This window comes from uncultured Castellaniella sp. (assembly GCF_937988725.1).
Classification (GTDB): domain Bacteria; phylum Pseudomonadota; class Gammaproteobacteria; order Burkholderiales; family Burkholderiaceae_B; genus Castellaniella.
In genome coordinates, this window is record NZ_CALKHS010000003.1 from 361,750 (window position 1) to 382,882 (window position 21,133).

The window sequence follows — 21,133 nt, forward strand, 5'->3', positions numbered from 1 at the left end:
ATGATCGAATCCTCGACGCGGCCTGCGGGCGGGCGCCGTCGCTTGTGGGTCTGGATCGCGCTGTGCGCGGCGGCGGTCCTGGCGCTTTGGCTGTTCTGGCCGCGAGGCGCGGATCAGTCCGGCGGGCGGGGATTCCGGGGCGGGGCGGGGCAAGCCACGCCGGTATCCGTCGTCGCCGTGACGTCCGGTCGGATCGACCGCGCGCTGCGGGCGCTGGGCACGGTCACCGCGCCGGCGACCGTGACGATCCGCTCTCGGGTCGACGGGCCTTTGCAGTCCCTGCATTTCACCGACGGCCAGTCGGTGCAGGCCGGCGATCTGCTGGCGGTGATCGATCCGCGCCCCTTCCAGATCCAGTTGCAGCAGGCCCAGGGGCAGCAGGCGCAGCACGCCGCCCAGCTGGAAAATGCCCGCCTGGACCTGGCCCGGTACGAGCGGCTGTTCAAACAGGATTCCGTCGCCCGCCAGCAGCTGGATGCCGCCCGCGCCCAGGTGCGGGAGCTGCAGGGCCAGGCCAAGATCGATCAGGCCGCGGTGGACGACGCCCGGCTGCAGCTCGGCTACACGCGGATCACGGCCCCCGTATCCGGGCGGCTGGGCTTGCGCAAGGTGGACGTCGGCAACATGGTGCACGCCTCGGACGCCGATGGCCTGGTCGTGCTGACCCAGAACCAGCCCATCGACGTGGTGTTCGCCATTGCGCAGACCCGCCTGCCGGCCCTGCTGGCGGCTCGCCGCGCGGATCTGGGCCTGCAGGCGCAGCTGCTGGGCCAGGCGGGCGGCCCCGTGCTGGCGACCGGGCAGCTGATCGCCGTGGACAATCAGATCGACGTGGCCACGGGCACGGTCCAGCTCAAGGCGCGTTTCGACAACGCCGACGAGTCCCTGTTTCCCAATCAGTTCGTGCAGGTGCGCCTGCGCCTGGGGCTGGAAGACGGCCTGGTCCTGCCCTTGCGGGCCGTGCAGCGCGGTTCGGCGGGCGAGTACGTCTACCGCGTGGATGCCCAGCGCAAGGCGCATGTCGTGCCGGTGACGACGGGGGTGGATGACGGCAATCAGGTGGTGATCGAATCCGGCGTGCAGGCCGGCGACAGCATCGTGCTCGAGGGCACGGATCGCCTGCGCGAAGGCAGCCTGGTTGAAATCGTGACGCCGCAGGCCGCCGCGGCGGGCCCGGATGCCGCGCCGGCCGCAAAGGCCCCGGCGGACGGAGGTTCGCAACGCGGGACGGCCGACGCGGCCCCGCCCGCGGGAGGCGCCCCGAAAGGCCCGGCTTCGTGAACCTCTCGCGCCCGTTCATCCTCAGGCCCATCGCCACGCTGCTGGCGATGGTGGCCCTGGCGTTGGCCGGTTTCATGGGGTATCGGGAGTTGCCGGTGTCGGCCTTGCCGCAGGTGGATTTCCCCACCATCCAGGTGACGACCCTCTACCCCGGGGCCGGGCCGGACGTGATGACCGCGCTCGTGACCTCGCCCCTGGAACGCCAGTTCGGCCAGATGCCGGGCCTGTCGCAGATGCTGTCCACCAGTTCGGGAGGGTCTTCGCGCATCACCTTGCGTTTCGACCTGGGCCTGCCGCTGGACGTGGCCGAACAGGAGGTGCAGGCGGCCATCAACGCGGCGTCGAACCTGCTGCCGTCGGACATGCCTTCGCCGCCAATCTACCGCAAGGTCAACCCGGCCGACGCGCCGGTGATGACCCTGGCGGTGACCTCGCCCACGCTGCCGCTGGACCAGGTGCGCGACCTGATCGAAGTGCGGGTGGCGCAGAAGCTTTCGCAGATCGGCGGCGTGGGCCTGGTCAGCGTCACCGGCGGGCAGCGGCCTGCCGTGCGCATCCAGGTTGATCCCCAGGCGCTGGCGGCGCACAAGCTGACCCTGGCCGACGTGCGCCGCGCCGTGACCCAGTCCAACGTCAATCAGCCCAAGGGCAATCTGGACGGCCCGCAGCGTTCGCTCACCATCAGCGTGAATGACCAGCTGAAGGACCCGTCCGACTACGAACGCCTGATCCTGGCCTACGAGAATGGCGCCCCCCTGCGCCTGGGCGACGTCGCCCAGGTGCGCCGGGATGCCGAGAACCTGTACCAGGCGGCCTGGTTCGACCGCACGCCGGCCGTGCTGTTGAACATCCAGCGCCAGCCCGGCGCCAACGTCATCCAGGTGGTCGACCGGATCGAGGAACTGCTGCCGGGACTGCGGCAGACCCTGCCCACGGGCGTGGACCTGCAGGTGGCGTCGGACCGCACGCATACGATCCGCGATTCGGTGGAACACGTGCAGATCGAAATGCTGCTGGCCATCGCCCTGGTGGTGGCCGTCACCTTCGTGTTCCTGCGCACCTGGCGGGCCACCCTGATCCCGGGTGTGGTGGTGCCGCTGTCGCTGGTCGGCACCTTCGGCCTGATGTTCCTGCTGGGATTCAGCATCAACAATCTGACCCTGATGGCGCTGACGATCGCCACCGGTTTCGTGGTGGACGACGCCATCGTCATGATCGAGAACATCGCCCGCCACATCGAGGAGGGCGAAAGCGCCATGACGGCCGCCCTGCGCGGGGCGCGGCAGATCGGCTTCACCCTGGTGTCGCTGACCGTCTCGCTGATCGCCGTGCTGATCCCGCTGCTCTTCATGGCGGACGTGGTCGGGCGCCTGTTCCGCGAATTCGCCGTGACGCTGGCGGTGGCGATCCTTCTGTCCCTGCTGATTTCCCTGACCCTGACGCCCATGATGTGCGCCCGCATGCTGCGGCCGGAATCGGAAGCGGGGCACGGCCGCTTCCTGCGGCAGGCGGGCCGCATGATGGATGGCCTGGTCGCCTGGTACGACCGGGGCCTGCTGTGGGTGCTGGGCCATCAGCGGGCGACCCTGTGGTTCGCCGTGGGCACGCTGGCCGTCACGGCCGCGCTGTACGCGGGCATCCCCAAGGGCTTTTTCCCGCAGCAGGACACCGGGGCGATCCAGGCGATCACGCAAGGTCCGCAGACGGCCTCGTTCGCCGTCATGTCGCGCCTGCAGCAGGACGCCGTCGCGCGGGTGCTGCGGGATCCGGCCGTCGCATCCGTCACGTCCTTCATCGGCATCGACGGCGACAACACCACCCTGAACACCGGGCGCCTGCAGATCACCTTGAAGCCGCTGGCCGATCGCGGCGACCGCGCGGACGCCGTCATCGACCGCCTGAACCAGTCTCTGCACGGCAGCGTCGGCCTGCAGGTCTGGCTGCAGCCCGTGCAGGAACTCTCGGTCGAGGATCAGGTCAGCCGGGCGCAGTTCCAGATGACGCTGTCCAGTCCCGACGAGACCGTGCTGACGGCGTGGACGCCGCGCCTGGTCCAGGCCATGCAGGACCTGCCGCAACTGCGCGACGTGGCGGGCGATCTGCAGGACCGGGGGCTGGCCCTGCAGGTGCAGGTGGACCGGGACGCCGCTGCGCGGCTGGGGGTCACGCAGTCCTCCATCGACGATGCCTTGTACGACGCCTTCGGCCAGCGCCTGATTTCCACCATTTATACCCAGTCGGCCCAGTATCGCGTGGTGCTGGAGGCCGACGCCGCCTTCATCGACGGCGGGCCGCGGGCCCTGGCGCAGATCCACGTGCCGACGGCGGACGGCGGGGTGACGCCGCTGGCGACCGTCGCCCGTTTCGTGCCGGGCGTCGCGCACCTGGCCGTGCAGCGCCTGGGGCAGTTCCCGGCCGCCACGGTGTCCTTCAATCTGGCGCCGGGGGCGGCGCTGTCGGACGCGGTGCAGGCCATCGAATCGGCCCGCGATGCGCTGGGAGTGCCGGATTCCGTGGATATCCAGTTCCAGGGGGCGGCGCAGGCCTTCCAGGCGTCCCTGTCCAGCACCCTGTGGCTGCTGCTGGCCGCGGTCGTCACCATGTACATCGTGCTGGGCGTGCTGTATGAAAGCCTGATCCATCCGGTGACGATCCTGTCCACGCTGCCGTCGGCGGCCATCGGCGCCCTGCTGGCGCTGTGGATCGGCGGGATCGAACTGGACATGATCGGCGTGATCGGCATCATCCTGCTGATCGGTATCGTGAAGAAGAACGCCATCCTGATGATCGACTTCGCCCTGGACGCCCAGCGCGAGCGCGGGCTGGGTCCGCAGGCGGCCATCCACGAGGCCGCCCTGCTGCGCTTCCGGCCCATCCTGATGACCACGCTGGCGGCGTTCTTCAGCGCCATTCCCCTGATGCTGGCGACGGGCTCGGGGGCGGAATTGCGCCAGCCGCTGGGCCTGGCCATGGTGGGCGGCCTGTTGTGCAGCCAGTTGCTGACCCTGTTCACCACGCCGGTCATTTATCTGATGTTTGAACGGCTGGCCCGCCGCAGGGCGGGCCCGGAACAGCCATGAGGTTCTTCGCCCTGTTCCTGCGCCGGCCGGTGGGCACGTCCCTGCTGTGCCTGGCCATGGTGCTGGCCGGGGCGCTGGCCCTGCGTTTCCTGCCGGTGGCGCCCCTGCCGCAGGTGGATTTCCCCATGATCTCGGTGTCGGCCTCTTTGCCGGGGGCCAGTCCGGAAACCATGGCCACCAGCGTGGCCATGCCGCTGGAACAGTCGCTGGGGGCCATCGCGGGCGTGAGCAGCATGAGTTCGCGCAGCAGCGAGGGCCAGACCACCATCACCCTGATGTTCGAGCTGGACCGCGACATCAACAACGCGGCGCGCGACGTGCAGGCCGCCATCAATGCCGCGCGGCCCCTGCTGCCCTCGGGCATGCGCGGCAACCCCGTCTACCGCAAGGTCGATTCCTCGTCCTCGCCCATCATGACGCTGGCGCTGACCTCGGACACGGCGACGCAGGGGGAACTGTACGACCTGGCGTCCACCGTGCTGGCGCAGAAACTGTCGCAGGTCGGCGGCGTGGGGCAGGTGACGGTGGGCGGCAGTTCGCTGCCGGCCGTGCGCGTGCTGCTGGATCCGCGCGCCCTGGAATCCATGGGCGTGCCGCTGGACCGGGTGCGCCAGGTGTTGCAGGACGTCAATTCCCTGCGTCCGGGCGGGCTGGTGCAGCTCGACGACCGGCAGTGGCAGATCCGCGCCAACGCCCAGCTGCGCAAGGCGGCCGACTACGCCCCCCTGATCGTGGCCTGGAAGGACGGCCGCCCGGTGCGCCTGGCCGACGTGGCCCAGGTCAGCGATTCGGTCGAGGACACCAACCAGGTCGGCTATTTCAATGACCGGCCGGCCGTGCTGCTGATCATCCGCCGCCAGACCGACGCCAACATCATCGACACCGTCGATGCGGTGCGCGAACTGCTGCCCGCCTTCCAGTCCCTGCTGCCCGAGCGGGTCCGCCTGACCATCGCCCAGGACCGCACGCCCAGCATCCGGGCGTCCCTGCACGAGGCCGAACTGACCCTGGTGCTGTCGGTGATCCTGGTGGTGGCGGTGGTGTTCGCCTTCCTGGGCAACTGGCGGGCGGCCCTGATTCCGGCGATCGCCGTGCCGGCGTCGCTCATCAGCACCTTCAGCCTGATGTGGTGGTTCGGTTTCAGTCTGAACAGCATTTCCCTGATGGCGCTGATCGTCGCCACCGGTTTCGTGGTGGACGATGCCATCGTGGTGCTGGAAAACATCATGCGCCACATCGAGCGCGGCATGCGCCCGGCCCGCGCCGCCCTGCGCGGCGTCACCGAAGTCGGCTTCACGGTCCTGGCCATGAGCGTGTCGCTGATCGCCGTTTTCATCCCCTTGTGGCTGGTGGGCGGCCTGGTGGGGCGTTTGTTCGAGGAGTTCGCCGTCACCCTGTCGGCGGCCATCGGCGTGTCCCTGCTGATTTCCGTCACGCTGACGCCCGTGATGGCGTCGCGCCTGCTGCGGGTGACGCCGGCGGACCGGCCCGCGCGGCGCAACCGGCTGGCGAGGCTGTCGCAGCGGGTGGGGGAATCCTGCCTGCGGGCCTATCAGATGTCCCTGCGCTGGGCGCTGGATCATTCCCGCATCGTGCTGCTGCTTCTGCTGGCCACGGTCGGGCTGAATGTCTACTTGTACATCAGCGTGCCCAAGGGGTTTTTCCCGCAGCAGGACACTGGGCAGCTGATGGGGTTCTTTCGCGTCGACACGGGAACTTCGTTCGGCGAGACCCAGCAGCGCCTGGATGCCTTCCGCAAGATTCTGCTGTCGGACCCCGCCGTGGATACGGTCACCGCCACGGCCGGCGGGCGCGGCGGCAGCAATTCCAGTTTCATCCAGATCCAGCTCAAACCCCTGGATCAGCGCCGGGTCAGCGCCACCCAGGTCGTCAACCGGCTGCGCTCGCGCTTCGAGCACACCCCGGGCGCGCGGATGTTCCTGGTGCCGCAGCAGGATATCTTCGTGGGACACTCCTCGCGCGCGGGGTCCTATTCGTATCAGTTGATGGGCAGCGACCTGGCGCTGCTGAATCAATGGCTGCAGAAAGTGCGCACGGTGCTGGCCGGGCTGCCGGAACTGGTGGACGTCGACGACGACGTCGAGGACAAGGGCCGGCGCCTGGAACTGGTCGTGGACCGCGACGCCGCGCGGCGCCTGGGCGTGCAGATGGCGGACCTGGCCGGGGTGCTGAACAACGCCTTCAGCCAGCGTCAGGTGGCCGTGCTGTACGGCAGGCTGAACCAGTACCACGTGGTCATGGGCGTGCAGCCGCAATACGCGCAGGACGCCCATTCCCTGCAGGCCCTGCAGGTGATCAATGCGCAGGGCGAGCGCGTCCCCGTGATGGCCTTCACGCGCATCGAAGAAGGCACGGCCCCGAGATCCGTCAATCATGACGGCCTGCTGGCGGCCGATTCCATTTCCTTCGGGCTGGCGCCGGGGGTGTCGCTGGACCAGGCCCTGAGCGCCATCGACCAGGCCGTGGCCCGGATCGGCCTGCCGACCCAGGAGCTCCAGGGCGGGCTGGACCAGAGCTCGGGACTGATGCGCGATGCCGTCGCCCAGCAGCCCTGGATGCTGGTCGCCGCCCTGGTGGCGATGTACCTGGTGCTGGGCATGCTGTACGAAAGCACCGTGCACCCGATCACCATCCTGTCCACGCTGCCCTCGGCCGGGATCGGCGCCTTGCTGGCCCTGCGCCTGGTGAACATGGAATTCACCCTGATCGCGCTGATCGGCGTGTTCCTGCTGATCGGCATCGTCAAGAAAAATGCCATCATGATGGTGGATTTCGCCCTGCAGGCCCAGCGCCGCGAAGGCCTGGACCCGCGCGAAGCGATTTACCGGGCCTGCCTGGCACGCCTGCGCCCCATCCTGATGACGACGCTGTCGGCCATGCTGGGCGCGCTGCCGCTGCTGCTGGCGACGGGGGCGGGGGTGGAAATGCGCCAGCCCCTGGGCCTGACGATCCTGGGCGGCCTGCTGGTCAGCCAGATTTTGACCTTGTATACGACGCCGGTGGTGTATCTGAGCCTGGATCGCCTGCGGGGCGCGCGTCGTTCGACCGATCATCTCCGGAATGTGGTGCCGCATGTCTGATGCTTCTGTGGATTCCCTGTTTGCAGCCGGGGTGGATCGCCGTCCTTCGTCCGGCGGGCGGACGCTCCACGACGGACGGGCCTTCCGGCGCGCCCGCCTGGGCCTGGCGCTGGCGCTGGGCCTGTCCCTGGGCGCCTGCGCCGTCGGTCCCGACTACCAGCGCCCGGCGCAGGACCTCGGCGCCGCCTATGCCCATGCCCCGGCGGGCCAGTGGCAGCCCGCGCAGCCGGGCGACACGGCGCTGGCCTCGGACTGGTGGCGGATGTTCGGCGATGCCGGGCTGGATGACCTGATGGCGCGCATGCCCGCCGGCAATCTGGACGTGGCCCAGGCCGAAGCCCAGTATCGCCAGGCGCAGGCCGCACTGGGGTCGGCGCGGGCGGGGCTGTTCCCGTCCGTGGGCGTGTCGTCCTCCGCCACCCGGTCGGGGCAGGGACTGTCCGGCGCCAACAATCCTTCCAATAATTTCTCCTTGTCGGGCAGCGTCAGCTGGGAAGTCGATCTGTGGGGCCGGGTGCGCCGCAGCGTCGAAGCCGCCCGGGCCGGCGCCCAGGCCAGCGCGGCGGATCTGGCCGCCATGCGCCTGAGCCTGCAGTCCACCCTGGCGCAGACCTACGTCGGCGTGCGCGCCAGCCAGCTCCAGGATGCGCTGTTGGCCCGCACCCTGGACGAGTACGAGCGGGCGCTGCGGATGACGCGCAACCGCTATGAGGCCGGCGTGGCGTCGTCGGCCGACGTGGCGGCCGCCTCGGCCCAGCTGGACCAGACGCGGGTGCAGCGCATCCGCCTGGGCTGGCAGCGGGAACAGCAGGTGCATGCCCTGGCTATCCTGCTGGGCCAGGTTCCCGCGGGCTTCCGGATGCCGGCGGGCGAGGGCCTGCCGTCCGTGCCCGCCGTGCCGGTGGGCGTGCCTTCGGCCCTGCTGCAGCAGCGTCCGGACGTGGCGGCGGCCGAGCGCCGCGCGGCGCAGGCCAATGCCCAGATCGGTGTGGCCCGGGCCGCCTGGTTCCCGGATCTGACGCTCGATGCCCAGGGGGGCTATCGGGCCGGGGAATTCGCATCCTGGATCATGGCCCCGGCCAGGTTCTGGACGCTGGGGCCCAGCCTGGCGCTCAGCCTGTTCGACGGCGGCGCCCGCAGCGCGGCCGTCGAGTCGGCCCGCGCCGCCTACGACGCCCAGGCGGCGCAATACCGCAAGACCGTGCTGGATGCCCTGCGCGAGGTCGAGGACGCTCTGGTGCAGTCGCAGGCTCTGGTGCGGGAACAAGAGGCCCAGGAGCGCGCCCTGGCGGCATCCCGCGAAACGCTGCGGCAGGTGACGAACCAGTACCAGGCCGGCCTGGTGGATTATCTGAGCGTGGTGCAGGCGCAGACCAGCGCCCTGAGCGCGGAACAGAACGTGCTGAGCCTGCGGTCGCAGCGCCTGACCGCCGCCGTGCAGCTGGTCGCGGCCCTGGGCGGCGGCTACGTCGAACCCTTGCGGGACGCGGCGCCCGCCGCCGGAGCGGTCTCCGGCGCGGGCGGGCGCTGACCCGGGGTCAGGCCGGAAGTCAGCAGGCTTCGATCAGCGGCCCGCGCAGGGCGGCGATGCCGTGGGCGCCGTTGCGCCGCGCGGCTTCCTGGGTATCCAGGGACTGCCCGCCGATGGCGAAGACCGGCCGGCCGGCCGTCGCGGCCAGCGTGCGGAACCGTTCCCAGCCCAGAGGCTCGGCGTCCGGGTGGCTGTCGGTCGCATGCACGTGGCCCAGCACCACGAAATCGGCCTGCAGTTCCCGGGCGATCGCGATGCCCTGCTCGTCGTGCGCCGAGACCCCCAGCCAGCCGGGCGGGCGCGTGTCCTGCTGCAGGACGCGCACGGCGTCGGCGGCGCGCAGCTGCACGCCGTCGGCCTGCGACCACCAGGCGTGCGGGTGGCAGCTGTTGATCAGGCACCGGGCGCCTTGCTGGCGGCACAGCGCCAGGGTGGCCTGGAAGGCGGCCTGCAGGCTGTCGGCGTCTCCGGCCCAGCCGGGCTCGCGGAACTGCACCAGTTGCAGGCCGCCCAGCAGTTCCTGGCGCAGCCTGGCCAGCCAGCCTTCGATATGGTCGGGATGGCCGATGCGGCTGATGCGGTAGCGGGTGGGCAGGCGCAGCCAGCGCAGCGGCGGCGCGGCGGCCGGCAGCAGCGAACCGCCGCCCGGCGCGATCGGATGTTCCGATTCGTCCAGGCGGACGTCCCAGGGGTCCACCCAGTCCAGCGCCTGATTTTCGCGGCCGTGAGGTTCCCCGTCCCAGGCCGTGACCTGGCAGAAGGCCAGTTCGACGATGGACTTGGGATATTCATGCACGTACACCACCCAGGGATAGACGCGGGTGACGCGGATGCCCAGCTCTTCGTCCAGTTCGCGGATCAGGGCCTGTTCGACGGTTTCGCCGGCCTCGATCTTGCCGCCCGGGAATTCCCACCAACCCGACCAGGCCTTGCCTTCGGGGCGCTGGCCCAGCAGCAGCCGGCCCCGGGCGTCGAGAATCAGGCCGGCGGCCACGCGTACATAGGGTTTTGGATCAGTCATGGCGAATCAGGGACAGAGGTTTCAGTGGGCGGCCGGGGCGGCGTCAGACATGGCGGGCCGCCCAGTCGCGGGCGAACTGCCGGGCGACCCGGCCCGAGCGCGAGCCGCGCTCCAGCGCCCATTGCAGGGCTTCGGGACGGGACGCGTCGATTTGTTCGGCCGTGCAGCCGTGGAACGCCAGCCAATGGTTGACGATGTCCAGGTAGTCGTTCTGCGCGAAGGGGTAGAACGACAGCCACAGGCCGAAGCGTTCCGACAGGGAGATCTTTTCTTCCACGGTTTCGCCGGGATGGATTTCGCCGTCGGGCTGGTGCTGGGCTTCCAGGTTCTCGTGCATGTATTCCGGCATCAGGTGGCGCCGGTTGGACGTCGCGTAGATCAGCAGATTGTCGCCGGGCGAGGCCACCGAGCCGTCCAGGGCGGATTTCAGGGCCTTGTAGCCGGCCTCGCCTTCCTCGAAGGACAGGTCGTCGCAAAAGACGATGTAGCGTTCCGGCCGGTCGGAAATCAGTTCGATGATCTGGCCCAGGTCGCCCAGGTCGGACTTGTCGATCTCGATCAGGCGCAGGCCCTGGCCGGCATGGGCATCCAGCAGGGCGCGGACCAGGGAGCTCTTGCCCGTGCCGCGCGCGCCGGTCATCAGCACGTTGTTGGCGGGTTTGCCCTGCAGGAAGGCCAGGGTATTGCGTTCCAGCGTGGTCTTCTGACGTTCGACGTGCTGCAGGTCGTCCAGGCGGATGGGCGCGATGCGGTGGACGGCGTCCAGCCAGCCGCGCGCGCCGCGCCGCTGCCAGCGGTAGGCATGAGCGCTCCAGTCGATGGCGGGCGGCGCGGGCGGCAGCCAGGCCTCGATCTGGGCGAGCACGCCCATCGCGCGGTCCATGAGTGCCTGCAATTGTGGGTCAGCCACTGGGTTCTCCTGATTGTGATCCGGAAAGTATAATCTGGGTCTTTGCGGCCGGCGCCGCGCCCACCAGTATCCGGGTCCGCCTTGAATTTCTCCGAACTCTTCGCCCCCATTGTGTCCGACATGCAGGCGGTCGACGCCGTCATCCGCGCCCGTCTGGATTCCGAAGTCGTCCTGATCCGCACGATCGGCGATTACATCGTCGGCGCGGGCGGCAAGCGCATGCGCCCGGCCATGGTGCTGCTGGTGGCGGGCGCCCTGGGCTATCAGGGGAACAATCATCACCGCCTGGCGGCCGTGGTGGAATTCATCCATACCGCCACGCTGCTGCACGACGACGTGGTCGATGAATCCGACATGCGCCGGGGCCGCGACACGGCCAATGCCGTGTTCGGCAACGCCGCCAGCGTGCTGGTGGGCGATTACCTGTATTCGCGGTCCTTCGAAATGATGGTCGAATCGGATTCGATGGCGGCCATGGCCGTGCTATCGGCCGCCACCACGATCATCGCGGAAGGCGAGGTCCTGCAGCTGCTGAACGTCCACGATCCGGACGTCTCCCTGGACCGCTATCTGCAGGTCGTGCGCTACAAGACCGCGAAACTCTTCGAAGCCGCCGCCCAGGTGGGAGCCATCATTTCCGGCGCCACGCCCGAACAGGAATCCGCCGCTGCGGCCTACGGCCGCCACATGGGCACGGCCTTCCAGCTGATCGACGACGTGCTGGACTACAGCGGCGACGTGCAGGCGCTGGGCAAGAACGTGGGCGACGATCTGCGCGAAGGCAAGCCTACGCTGCCGCTGATCCGCGTGCTGGAGACGGGCTCCGCCGAACAGCGCGCCCTGATCCGCCGCGCCATCGAAACCGGCGACGCCGACTTCGAGGCCGTGGCCCGCGCCATCCACGCCACCGATGCGCTGGACTACACCCGCAAGGCCGCCCAGGCCGAAGCCGATCTGGCCCGCCAGGCGCTGTCCGCCTTCCCGAATTCCGTTTACCGCGAAACTCTGCTAAAATTCTGTGCTTTCGCGGTCGAGCGCGACCGTTGAAAATTCCCGAGAAGGGCGCGTGTGCTGGGGTTTCCCGGCTTGCCGTTCTTCGAAGCATCACCGTCGGGGTGTAGCTCAGCCTGGTAGAGTACTACGTTCGGGACGTAGGAGTCGCATGTTCGAATCATGTCACCCCGACCACCATTCAAAAAGCCGGATCACGCGTTTCGCTGATCCGGCTTTTTTCATGGCCCTGGTCCGTAAGCGGAGGATGGGCGTTCATCGTGTTCCTGCCGTCAGCCGCAGCAGCGCGGCATCGGCGCCGTCCTGGATGATCCAGACCGCGCCGTCGGGGGCCACGGCGACGTCGCGGATGCGCGCGCCCAGGGACCAGCGGTCGGCCTGCCGGGCGCTGTCGGATTCGAAGGCGATCCTGACCAGGCCGCGCGCGACCAGTCCGCCGATCAATGCGGATCCTCGCCATGCCGGAAATTGCGATCCCTGGTAGAACGCCAATCCTGCGGGGGCGATCACCGGAGTCCAGTAGACGAAGGGGGCTTCGAATTCCGGATGGGTGCCGTGCCGGGGAATCGGGATGCCGCTGTATTGGTCGCCGTTGGACACCACCGGCCAGCCGTAGTTCTTGCTGGGCAGGATCAGGTTCAGTTCGTCGCCGCCCCGGGGGCCCATCTCGTGTTCCCACAGCCGCCCGTCGGGGGCGAAGGCCAGGCCGTAGGGGTTGCGGTGGCCGGTCGTCCAGGTCAGCGCGCGGATGCCGGCCTGTCCGGCCATGGGGTTGTCGGCCGGGGCGGAGCCGTCCCGGTTCAGGCGCAGGATCTTGCCTCGGGCGGCATCGGGGTCCTGGGCGGTCTCGGGCTCCATCCGGTCGCCGACCGCCAGGAACACATGCCTGCCGTCGGGCGAAAAGGCGATGATGCCGCCCGGCTGGCCGCCGCGGCTGGACGGTTGTTGCCGCCACAGGGTTTCCGGCGCGCTCAGGCGCGCGCCGCCGGCGGATTCTTCCAGCCGGGCGCGGGCCAGGACCAGCGCGCCGCCCGCCCTGTCGAGCGCCACGAAGGTGAAATACAGGGTGCGATCCCGGTCGAAATCCGGCGAGGGCGCCACGTCCAGCAGGCCGTCCTGGCCCCGGTCATAGACGGCGGGAATGCCGTGGATGGCGGTCTTTGCGCCGGCCTGCGTGGCCAGGAACATGCGGCCGGCTTTTTCGGTGACCACGAGGCGGCCGTCCGGCAGGAAGGCGATGGCCCAGGGGCCATCGAACGTGGCGATGTTCCGGACGGCAAAGGGCGCGGCGGCGTCCGGCGCGATGGCGCCTGCGTTGACCGACGCGGCCTGGGTGGCGCGTGGCAGCGGCAGGGTCAGCAAGGCGGCCAGCACCAGGCTGGTCCGGAGAGCGGGTAGGTTCATGGCGTGCGCGGCTTTCTGGGGCGATGCTTGCACGGTAGTGTCCCGCCCGTCCCGGGTCAATACGGCCGGGCCGTGAGCCTGTCTTCCGTGTCTTATACTGGCTCGATCTGTATGAATTTCATCCCCTTTATCTCCGAAGGTCCTGAACGATGGCAACTCACGCGTATCCCGACACACAGCTCCTGATCGACAACCAATGGGTGGATGCGGCCGACGGCCGCACGCTGGACGTGCTCAATCCGGCGACCGGGCAGGTCATCGGCAAGGTGGCCCACGCCGGCATCCCCGACCTGGACCGCGCCCTGGCGGCTGCTCAGCGCGGTTTCGAGGTGTGGCGGGACACGCCGGCGCACGAACGCGCCGCCGTCATGCGTCGCGCTGCTGCGCTGCTGCGCGAACGCGCGGAAGACATCGCCCGCCTGCTGACGCAGGAACAGGGCAAGCCGCTGGCCGAGGCCCGGGGCGAGACCCTGGCCGGCGCCACGCTGCTGGAATGGTTCGCCGACGAAGGGCTGCGGGTGTACGGCCGCATCGTGCCGTCGCGCAATCTGCAGGCCCTGCAGCTGGTCGTGAAGGAACCCGTCGGGCCGGTGGCGGCGTTCACGCCCTGGAATTTCCCCATCAATCAGGTCGTGCGCAAACTGGGCGCGGCATTGGCGACGGGCTGCTCCTTCCTGTGCAAGGCGCCTGAAGAAACGCCGGCTTCGCCGGCCGCATTGCTCAGGACCTTCGTTGATGCCGGCCTGCCGCCGGGCGTGGTCGGCCTGGTCTACGGCAATCCGGCGGAAATCTCGGGCTACCTGATCCCGCACCCCGTCATCCGCAAGGTCACGTTCACCGGGTCCACCCCGGTCGGCAAGCAGCTGGCCGCCCTGGCGGGCGCCCACATGAAGCGGGTGTCGATGGAACTGGGCGGCCACGCGCCGGTCATCATCGCCGAAGACGCCGACGTGGAACTGGCGGTCAAGATCTCCGGCGCCAGCAAATTCCGCAATGCCGGCCAGGTCTGCATTTCGCCCACGCGGTTCCTGGTGCACAGCAGCCTGGCCAAGGAATTCACGCAGGCCTTCGTGCGCCACGCCGAATCCCTGACCCTGGGCGACGGCCTGGCCGAAGGCACCACCCTGGGGCCCCTGGCCAACGCCCGCCGCGTCTCGGCCATCGCCCAGGTGGTCGAGGACGCCCGTCAGCGCGGCGCGGAGGTCCTGACCGGCGGCAGCCGCGTCGGCGACACGGGCAACTTCTTCGCGCCGACCATCATCGCGGGTCTGACCACGGACGCCGATCTGTTCAATAACGAGCCTTTCGGTCCGGTGGCGGGCATCCGCACCTTCGACCGCCTGGAAGAAGCCATCACCGAGGCCAACCGCCTGTCCTACGGGCTGTCGGCCTACGCCTTCACCCGTTCGCTGCGCAATGTGCAGCAACTGGTCAGCCGCGTGGAAACCGGCATGCTGTGGATCAACCAGCCCGCCACGCCGTCGGCCGAACTGCCGTTCGGCGGAGTCAAGGATTCCGGCTACGGGTCGGAAGGCGGACCCGAAGCGCTGGAAGCCTACCTGAACACCAAGGCGGTGTCGGCCGTCGGGGTGTAGCGAACCCGTTCCCGGCCTTTGACCGCAGGGGTGTGAAGTGTCTTTCACACCCCTGTCACATTCGATCCCTAGAATTTTTCTCGCTCGACCCGAGCCCAACGAGAGAGAAGAATTTCTGATGCGTGAACCGATTCTGCTGACCCCGGGGCCGCTGAGCACCAGCCTGGCCACCAAGACCGCCATGCTGAGCGACTGGGGCTCCCGGGATGGCGCTTTCAATGCCCTGACCGCCAAGGTCTGCCGCCAGCTGGTGGCGATCGCCGGGGCGCAGGCCAGCCACGTCTGCGTGCCGCTGCAGGGCTCGGGAACCTTCGCCGTCGAAGCGGCCGTGGGCACCCTGGTGCCGCGCGGCGGCAAGCTGCTGGCGCTGGTCAACGGCGCCTACGGCAAGCGGATGGCGCGCATCGCCGGCGCCATCGGCCGCCGGGTGTCGGTCTACGAGGTGGCCGATGATGCCCGCCATGATCTGGCGGAGGTCGCCGCGCGGCTGGCCGGCGATCCGGCCATCACCCACGTCGGGATCATCCAGTGCGAAACCAGCACGGGCATCCTGAACCCGGTGGCCGCCATCGCCCGAGTGGTGGCGCAGGCCGGCCGGCGCCTGATCGTCGATGCCATGAGCGCCTTCGGCGCACTGCCGCTGGATGCCCGCGAGGTGCCCTACGATGCCTTGATCGCGTCCAGCAACAAATGCCTGGAAGGCGTGCCCGGCATGGGGTTCGTCATCGTGCGCCACGAGGCCCTGATCGCGGCGGAAGGCAACAGCCATTCCCTGGCCCTGGATCTGGCGGACCAGCATCGGCATCTGCGGCGGACCGGACAATGGCGCTTCACGCCGCCCACCCATGTGGTGGCGGCGTTTGCCAGCGCGCTGGATCAGTACCGGGACGAGGGCGGGCAGCCGGCCCGCCTGGCCCGCTATGCCGCCAATTGCGCCGTTCTGTGCTCGAGCCTGGAAGACCTGGGGCTGCGGCGGTTCCTGGCAGCCGATGTCCAGGCGCCGGTGATCGTCACCTGGCATGCTCCAGAGCATCCGGACTATGATTTCAAACGCTTCTACGAGGCCGTGCGGGCGCGGGGGTTTCTCTTGTATCCCGGCAAGCTGACCCGGGTGGAGACTTTCCGCGTCGGCTGCATCGGCGCCATCGGCCAGGCCGAGATCCGCCAGGCCGTCGCGGCCATCCGGGCCGCGCTGCTGGAACTGGGCTGGTTGTCCGAACTGGAGGCCGCGCATGCGGCAAGGAGTTTTCATGAAGCAGCATGATGAAGCGCCGTCGCGGGCGCGCGTCGACACGGTCATCTTCGACTGGGCCGGCACGGTGGTCGACTTCGGGTCCTTTGCGCCGACCCAGGTGATGGTGGACGTGTTCACCGAACAGGGCGTGCCCATTTCCCTGGCCGAGGCGCGCGGCCCGATGGGCGTGGCCAAGCGGGACCACATACAGGCCCTGGGCCGGAACCCGGCCATTGCCGCCCGGTGGCAGGACCGCCATGGCCGGCCGATGGGCACCGACGACGTCGATGCCCTGTATGCGACCTTCATGCCTCTGCAGGTCGAGCGCGTGGGCCGCTATTCCGAGTTGATCCCCGGGGCGCTGGACACCGTGGCGGTATTGCGCGAACGGGGGATCCGGATCGGCTCCTGCTCGGGCTATCCCCGGGTGGTGATGGATGCGCTGGCGCCCTTGGCGGCGCAGCGGGGCTATCGCCCGGATTGCGTGGTGGCCGCCGACGACCTGAAGGCTGGCGGGCGTCCCGGCCCCTGGATGGCGCTGGCCAATATGATCGAACTGGGCAGCCGCAGCGTGGCGTCCTGCGTGAAGGTCGACGATACCGTGCCGGGGATCGCCGAAGGGCTGGCCGCCGGCATGTGGACCGTGGGCCTGTCGGCCTCGGGCAACGAGGTCGGCCTGGACTGGGACGCCTGGTCCTCGCTGTCGCCGCAGGCCCAGGCGGCGGCCTGCGAGCCGGCGCAAGCCATCCTGTCGCGGGCGGGGGCGCACTACGTGGTGCGCACCATCGCCGATCTGCCCGCCGTGATCCGGGACATCGACACCCGCCTGGCGCGGGGAGAGCGGCCCTGAGACGCTTGCCCACGGACTGTGCGTCTTGACTTTCAGCGGTCAGGCTGACACATTCCAATATCATCAGGTCCAGTAAGTTCCCTGGAGTGGGCATGACGCCATTTTCTGCCGAGGATCTCCCCTTGTTGGCGGAGGTCGATCTCGTTCTGACCGATGTGGACGATACGCTGACCCAACGCGGCCGGCTCTCGGCCCGCACGCTGGATGCGCTCTGGCGCCTGTCCCTGGACGGTGTGCGCGTGGTGCCCGTCACCGGGGGCTGCGCAGGCTGGTGCGATCACCTGGTGCGGGCCTGGCCCGTGGCGGCCGTCATCGGCGAAAGCGGCGCGTTCCGGTTTCGCATCCGACCCGACGGCGCGCTCGAACAGCGCTACGCGCGGCCCCTGGACGAGATGCGCGCGGATCAGCGCCGCCTGTTGGACATCGCCCAGCAGGCTTTGCGGCGGGTTCCGGCGGCCCGCCTGGCCAACGACCAGCATTACCGGCTGGCCGATGTGGCCGTGGATCACGCGCAAGACATCGCGCCGCTGCCGGCGGACCAGGTGCGGGCGCTGATCGATGTGTTCCAGGCCGCCGGGGCTCATGCGCGCGCCAGTTCCATCCATGTGAACGCCTGGTTCGGCGATCACGACAAGGCCAGCATGGCCCGCCAGGTGCTGGAACAGGATTTCGGCATCGACGCGGCAGATCGCGCCACACGGGTGCTGTTCATCGGCGACGCCCCCAATGACGAGACCCTGTTCGGCCAGACCGAATTGTCGTTCGGCGTCGCCAATATCCGCCCCCATCTGGCCGCCATGGCGCACAAGCCGCGCTGGGTATGCCAGGCGGCCTATGGCGACGGCTTTGTCGAGATGGCCGATTGCCTGCTGGCCGCCCGGGCGGGCGCGCACTCGCTGCCCGGCCGGAATGTCGCGCGCTCCATGTCCGAGGCCTCGTCATGCTGATCGCGCAGATCACCGACCTGCACTTGCAGGAAACCCCCGGGCTGGACGGCATATCGGCCGCCGACCATCTGCAGCGCGCCATTCTGGACTTGAATCGCCTGGATCCGCGCCCGGACGTCGTCCTGATCACCGGCGACCTGGCCGAGCACGGCTCGCCGGCGGAATACGCCATGCTGCGTGAGCATCTGGATCGGCTGGCCCTGCCGTACCGCTTGATTCCCGGCAATCACGACCATCCCGGCCATTTGCGGGACGCCTTCCCGGAATTGTCGGCCTGGGGGCTGGATCCTCAGTCCATCCTGTATGCCGACGAGGCCTGGCCGGTGCGCCTGATCGCGCTGGACACGACAGTGTTCGGCAAGCCGCACGGGGCGCTGGCCGCGCATCGCCTGCGGTGGCTGTCCGATCGCCTGGCGGAACAGCCCGACAAGCCGGTGGTGATCTTCATGCATCACCCGCCCTTTCAGACCGGCATCCGGCCCATGGACGACATCGGCCTGCTGGAAGGCCGGGATGATTTCATCCGTATCGTGTCGCGGCACCCTCGCATCGAAAGAATCCTCTGCGGCCATCTGCACCGCACCATCGTCTGTCAGGTGGGCGGCGTGATCGCCTGCACGTGCCCGGGCACGGCGCAGCAGATCCGCCTGAACCTGTCGGAATCCGCCCGCCTCGCGGCGCGGTTCGAGCCCCCCGGATACCAGCTGCACCAGGTCCGTCCCGGCAATACCGTCACGCACCACGCCGTCGTGGGCGATTACGCCTCCGCCTACTACGCATAACGACAAGTCGCCACGCCATGTCCGCCGTCACTCTGGAAAACGTCACCAAGCAATATGGAACCGCGCCCGCGGCGGTCAATCAGGTCAGTTTCGAGGTTCCCGCTGGCACCTTCACGGTGCTGCTGGGGCCGTCCGGGTGCGGCAAATCGACCACGCTACGCATGATCGCTGGGCTGGACACGCCGACGTCCGGACGCATCCTGATCGGCGGCCGGGACGTGACCGACCTGCCGCCCGCCAAGCGCCGCATCTCGATGGTGTTCCAGTCCTATGCCCTGTTTCCCCACCTGTCCGTCCGGGAAAACATCCTGTTCGGCCTGAAGGTCCGCAAGGAACCCGCGCGCGATTTCGCCCGTCGCCTGAGCGCCGTGGCGGAACTGCTGGGGCTCGAGCAGCTGCTGGATCGCAAGCCCGCCCAGTTGTCCGGCGGCCAGCAGCAGCGGGTCGCCCTGGGCCGCGCTGTGATTTCCGAGGCGCCCGTCTGCCTGATGGACGAGCCGCTGTCCAATCTGGACGCCCAGTTGCGCCACGAGATGCGCCGTGAAATCCGGGGCCTGCAGCAGAAGCTGGGCATCACCATGATCTACGTGACTCATGACCAGACCGAGGCCATGAGCATGGCGGACCAGGTCGTGCTGTTGAATGGCGGCCAGGTGGAACAGCACGATGTGCCCGACCAGCTGTATGCCCGCCCGCGCACGGAATTCGCGGCGCGATTCATCGGGACGCCCCCGATGAATCTGATGACGCTGGCCGAGGGCGGGGCCCGCATCGACGGGTGCGAGCGGCCGCTGGATCAGCCGCCGGGCCCGGCGGCGGCCAAGCTGGGCGTGCGGCCGGAACATATCGAATTGACGGACCACGGAGGCGTGTCCGCCCGCATCCAGGGCGTGGAATATTTCGGCGCCGACACCATCGTCGTGTGCGAGGTGGGCCGCAATCCCGGCATCACCCTGCGGGTGGCGGGCCACCTGAAAGCGCAGTCGGGCGAACCGGTCCGTCTGCGGTGGCCGCGTGCGGCTGAACATCTGTTTGATCATGCCGGGCTGGCCATTCCGGCCGGTTCTTAACTGGAGGTCTTCCTGATGCAACGCTTCGTTCTGAAAGCCCTGACCCTGGGCGTGGCCGGCGTGCTGGCCACGCTGCCCGCCTGGTCGCAAGCCAAGCCCGTCGAACTGGAATTCTATTATCCGGTCGCGGTCGGCGGCCCCATCACCAAGATCGTCGACGATGCCGTCGACAAGTTCGAAAAGAGCCATCCCGACATCAAGATCAAGTCGATCTATGCCGGTTCCTACCAGGATTCCGTGGCCAAGGCGCTGACGGCCCAGAAAGGCGGCAATCCCCCGCAGGTGGCGGTCCTGCTGTCGACCGACATGTTCACTCTGATCGATCAGGATGCGATCATCCCCATCGACGGCTTCATCAAGACCGACGCGGACAAGCAGTGGCTGGGCAGCTTCTACGATGCCTTCATGCAGAACAGCCGCACGGACGGCAAGACCTGGGGGATCCCGTTCCAGCGGTCCACCATCGTCATGTACTACAACAAGCAGAAGTTCAAGGAAGCCGGCCTGAACCCCGATCAGCCGCCGGCCACCTGGGAACAACTGGTGGCCGATGCCAAGAAGCTGACGAAGACCGGCGCCGACGGGCAGGTGACCCAGTGGGGGCTGGAAATCCCGTCGGGCGGCGCCTTCGCCTACTGGCTGTTCCAGGCCCTGACCACGCCCAATGACGCGATCCTGATGAATGCCGCGGGCAACGAGGTCTACCTGAACAAGCCCGCCGTCATCGAGTCGCTGCAGTTCTGGCACGACCTGGCCTACAAGGACAAGGTCATGCCCACCGGCACCACCGACTGGGGCACAACCCCGCAGGACTTCCTGGTCGGCAAGACCGCCATGATGTGGACCACGACCGGCAACCTGACCAACGTGCGCAAGAACGCCAAGTTCGATTTCGGCGTGGCGCCGATGCCCAAGGCCAAGCGCGGCGGCAGCCCGACGGGCGGCGGCAACTTCTACATCTTCAAGGACGCCACGCCGGAACAGCAGCAGGCCGCCTTCGAATTCGCGAAATGGATGACCAACCCGGAAAACGCGGCCCAGTGGAGCATCGATACCGGGTACGTCGCCGTGACCAAGCCGGCCTGGGAAACGGACGCCATGAAGTCCTACCTGAGCAGCGTGCCGCAAGCGGCGGTGGCGCGCGACCAGCTGGCGGTCAGCGTGGCGGAATTCTCCACGCATGACAATCAGCGGGTCACCAAGCTGCTCAACGACAATCTGCAGGCGGTGCTGACCAACAGCAAGACGCCGGCGCAGGCCATGGCCGACGCCCAGTCCGGCGCCGATCGCATCCTGCGTTCCTATCGCTGATGTCC

General features: G+C 68.7%; 15 protein-coding genes and 1 tRNA gene. 13 read left to right on the plus strand and 3 right to left on the minus strand.

Annotated elements, in window-relative coordinates; all coding sequences use genetic code 11:
* The 4 genes from Q0263_RS03150 to Q0263_RS03165 are packed head-to-tail and all read left to right on the plus strand — an operon-like array spanning window position 1 to window position 8,993.
* Window positions 1-1,281, plus strand: a complete 1,281-nt coding sequence (locus Q0263_RS03150; protein ID WP_298013232.1) for an MdtA/MuxA family multidrug efflux RND transporter periplasmic adaptor subunit — start codon at window positions 1-3, stop codon at window positions 1,279-1,281.
* Entirely contained in the window at window positions 1,278-4,361 is a 3,084-nt protein-coding gene (locus Q0263_RS03155) for a multidrug efflux RND transporter permease subunit (protein WP_298013234.1), read from the plus strand. The genes Q0263_RS03150 and Q0263_RS03155 overlap by 4 nt, the downstream gene beginning before the upstream one ends.
* Window positions 4,358-7,462 (plus strand): efflux RND transporter permease subunit, encoded by a 3,105-nt coding sequence (locus Q0263_RS03160; RefSeq protein ID WP_298013236.1) that lies wholly within the window; start codon window positions 4,358-4,360, stop codon window positions 7,460-7,462. The genes Q0263_RS03155 and Q0263_RS03160 overlap by 4 nt, the downstream gene beginning before the upstream one ends.
* Window positions 7,455-8,993, plus strand: a complete 1,539-nt coding sequence (locus Q0263_RS03165) for an efflux transporter outer membrane subunit (protein ID WP_298013238.1) — start codon at window positions 7,455-7,457, stop codon at window positions 8,991-8,993. Before Q0263_RS03160 ends, Q0263_RS03165 begins: the two co-directional genes overlap by 8 nt.
* 19 nt (window positions 8,994-9,012) lie before the next feature.
* Here the strand turns inward: Q0263_RS03165 and Q0263_RS03170 are convergent, their stop codons facing one another.
* Both Q0263_RS03170 and Q0263_RS03175 read right to left on the minus strand, forming a co-directional pair.
* Complete coding sequence (locus Q0263_RS03170; protein ID WP_298013240.1) at window positions 9,013-10,014, minus strand: Nudix family hydrolase; 1,002 nt, start codon at window positions 10,012-10,014, stop codon at window positions 9,013-9,015.
* A 43-nt stretch (window positions 10,015-10,057) separates the two neighbouring features.
* Window positions 10,058-10,897, minus strand: a complete 840-nt coding sequence (locus Q0263_RS03175; RefSeq protein ID WP_298013390.1) for an ATP-binding protein — start codon at window positions 10,895-10,897, stop codon at window positions 10,058-10,060.
* 108 nt (window positions 10,898-11,005) lie between these two features.
* On the opposite strand from Q0263_RS03175, the gene ispB reads away from it, so the two are divergent.
* Both ispB and Q0263_RS03185 read left to right on the plus strand, forming a co-directional pair.
* Window positions 11,006-11,971: an octaprenyl diphosphate synthase gene (gene ispB / locus Q0263_RS03180; protein ID WP_298013241.1), complete on the plus strand. Its 966-nt coding sequence runs from the start codon at window positions 11,006-11,008 to the stop codon at window positions 11,969-11,971.
* Window positions 11,972-12,035: 64 nt separating this feature from the next.
* A tRNA-Pro gene (locus tag Q0263_RS03185) sits at window positions 12,036-12,112 on the plus strand.
* A 78-nt stretch (window positions 12,113-12,190) separates the two neighbouring features.
* Here Q0263_RS03185 and Q0263_RS03190 read toward each other — a convergent pair.
* Complete coding sequence (locus Q0263_RS03190; protein WP_298013243.1) at window positions 12,191-13,372, minus strand: PQQ-dependent sugar dehydrogenase; 1,182 nt, start codon at window positions 13,370-13,372, stop codon at window positions 12,191-12,193.
* Between the two features lie 116 nt (window positions 13,373-13,488).
* On the opposite strand from Q0263_RS03190, the gene Q0263_RS03195 reads away from it, so the two are divergent.
* The 7 genes from Q0263_RS03195 to Q0263_RS03225 all read left to right on the plus strand — a co-directional run bounded on the left by Q0263_RS03195 (window position 13,489) and on the right by Q0263_RS03225 (window position 21,128).
* Window positions 13,489-14,934, plus strand: coding sequence for an NAD-dependent succinate-semialdehyde dehydrogenase (locus Q0263_RS03195; protein WP_298013245.1), 1,446 nt, complete (start codon window positions 13,489-13,491; stop codon window positions 14,932-14,934).
* Window positions 14,935-15,052: 118 nt separating this feature from the next.
* Window positions 15,053-16,198, plus strand: coding sequence for a 2-aminoethylphosphonate--pyruvate transaminase (locus Q0263_RS03200; RefSeq protein ID WP_298013247.1), 1,146 nt, complete (start codon window positions 15,053-15,055; stop codon window positions 16,196-16,198).
* Window positions 16,185-17,018 carry a phosphonoacetaldehyde hydrolase gene (gene phnX, locus Q0263_RS03205; RefSeq protein WP_298013249.1) on the plus strand — a complete coding sequence of 278 codons (834 nt, stop codon included), beginning with the start codon at window positions 16,185-16,187 and terminating at the stop codon, window positions 17,016-17,018. Before Q0263_RS03200 ends, phnX begins: the two co-directional genes overlap by 14 nt.
* A gap of 92 nt (window positions 17,019-17,110) precedes the next feature.
* Window positions 17,111-17,965, plus strand: coding sequence for an HAD-IIB family hydrolase (locus tag Q0263_RS03210; RefSeq protein WP_298013251.1), 855 nt, complete (start codon window positions 17,111-17,113; stop codon window positions 17,963-17,965).
* Window positions 17,959-18,747, plus strand: coding sequence for a phosphodiesterase (locus tag Q0263_RS03215; protein ID WP_298013253.1), 789 nt, complete (start codon window positions 17,959-17,961; stop codon window positions 18,745-18,747). The genes Q0263_RS03210 and Q0263_RS03215 overlap by 7 nt, the downstream gene beginning before the upstream one ends.
* A gap of 17 nt (window positions 18,748-18,764) precedes the next feature.
* Entirely contained in the window at window positions 18,765-19,817 is a 1,053-nt protein-coding gene (locus tag Q0263_RS03220) for an ABC transporter ATP-binding protein (RefSeq protein ID WP_298013255.1), read from the plus strand.
* A gap of 15 nt (window positions 19,818-19,832) precedes the next feature.
* Complete coding sequence (locus tag Q0263_RS03225) at window positions 19,833-21,128, plus strand: ABC transporter substrate-binding protein (protein WP_298013256.1); 1,296 nt, start codon at window positions 19,833-19,835, stop codon at window positions 21,126-21,128.
* Window positions 21,129-21,133: the final 5 nt, after the last annotated feature.

What these genes read in the sequence shown, in the direction of transcription:
- Q0263_RS03150 (WP_298013232.1), top strand. Translation starts at nt 1, where the DNA reads ATGATCGAATCCTCGACGCGGCCTGCGGGCGGGCGCCGTCGCTTGTGG.
- Q0263_RS03200 (WP_298013247.1), top strand. Translation starts at nt 15,053, where the DNA reads ATGCGTGAACCGATTCTGCTGACCCCGGGGCCGCTGAGCACCAGCCTG.
- Q0263_RS03160 (WP_298013236.1), top strand. Translation starts at nt 4,358, where the DNA reads ATGAGGTTCTTCGCCCTGTTCCTGCGCCGGCCGGTGGGCACGTCCCTG.
- Q0263_RS03165 (WP_298013238.1), top strand. Translation starts at nt 7,455, where the DNA reads ATGTCTGATGCTTCTGTGGATTCCCTGTTTGCAGCCGGGGTGGATCGC.
- Q0263_RS03225 (WP_298013256.1), top strand. Translation starts at nt 19,833, where the DNA reads ATGCAACGCTTCGTTCTGAAAGCCCTGACCCTGGGCGTGGCCGGCGTG.
- Q0263_RS03175 (WP_298013390.1), bottom strand. Translation starts at nt 10,897, where the DNA reads ATGGACCGCGCGATGGGCGTGCTCGCCCAGATCGAGGCCTGGCTGCCG.
- Q0263_RS03210 (WP_298013251.1), top strand. Translation starts at nt 17,111, where the DNA reads ATGACGCCATTTTCTGCCGAGGATCTCCCCTTGTTGGCGGAGGTCGAT.
- Q0263_RS03220 (WP_298013255.1), top strand. Translation starts at nt 18,765, where the DNA reads ATGTCCGCCGTCACTCTGGAAAACGTCACCAAGCAATATGGAACCGCG.
- phnX (WP_298013249.1), top strand. Translation starts at nt 16,185, where the DNA reads ATGAAGCAGCATGATGAAGCGCCGTCGCGGGCGCGCGTCGACACGGTC.
- Q0263_RS03195 (WP_298013245.1), top strand. Translation starts at nt 13,489, where the DNA reads ATGGCAACTCACGCGTATCCCGACACACAGCTCCTGATCGACAACCAA.
- Q0263_RS03215 (WP_298013253.1), top strand. Translation starts at nt 17,959, where the DNA reads ATGCTGATCGCGCAGATCACCGACCTGCACTTGCAGGAAACCCCCGGG.
- Q0263_RS03170 (WP_298013240.1), bottom strand. Translation starts at nt 10,014, where the DNA reads ATGACTGATCCAAAACCCTATGTACGCGTGGCCGCCGGCCTGATTCTC.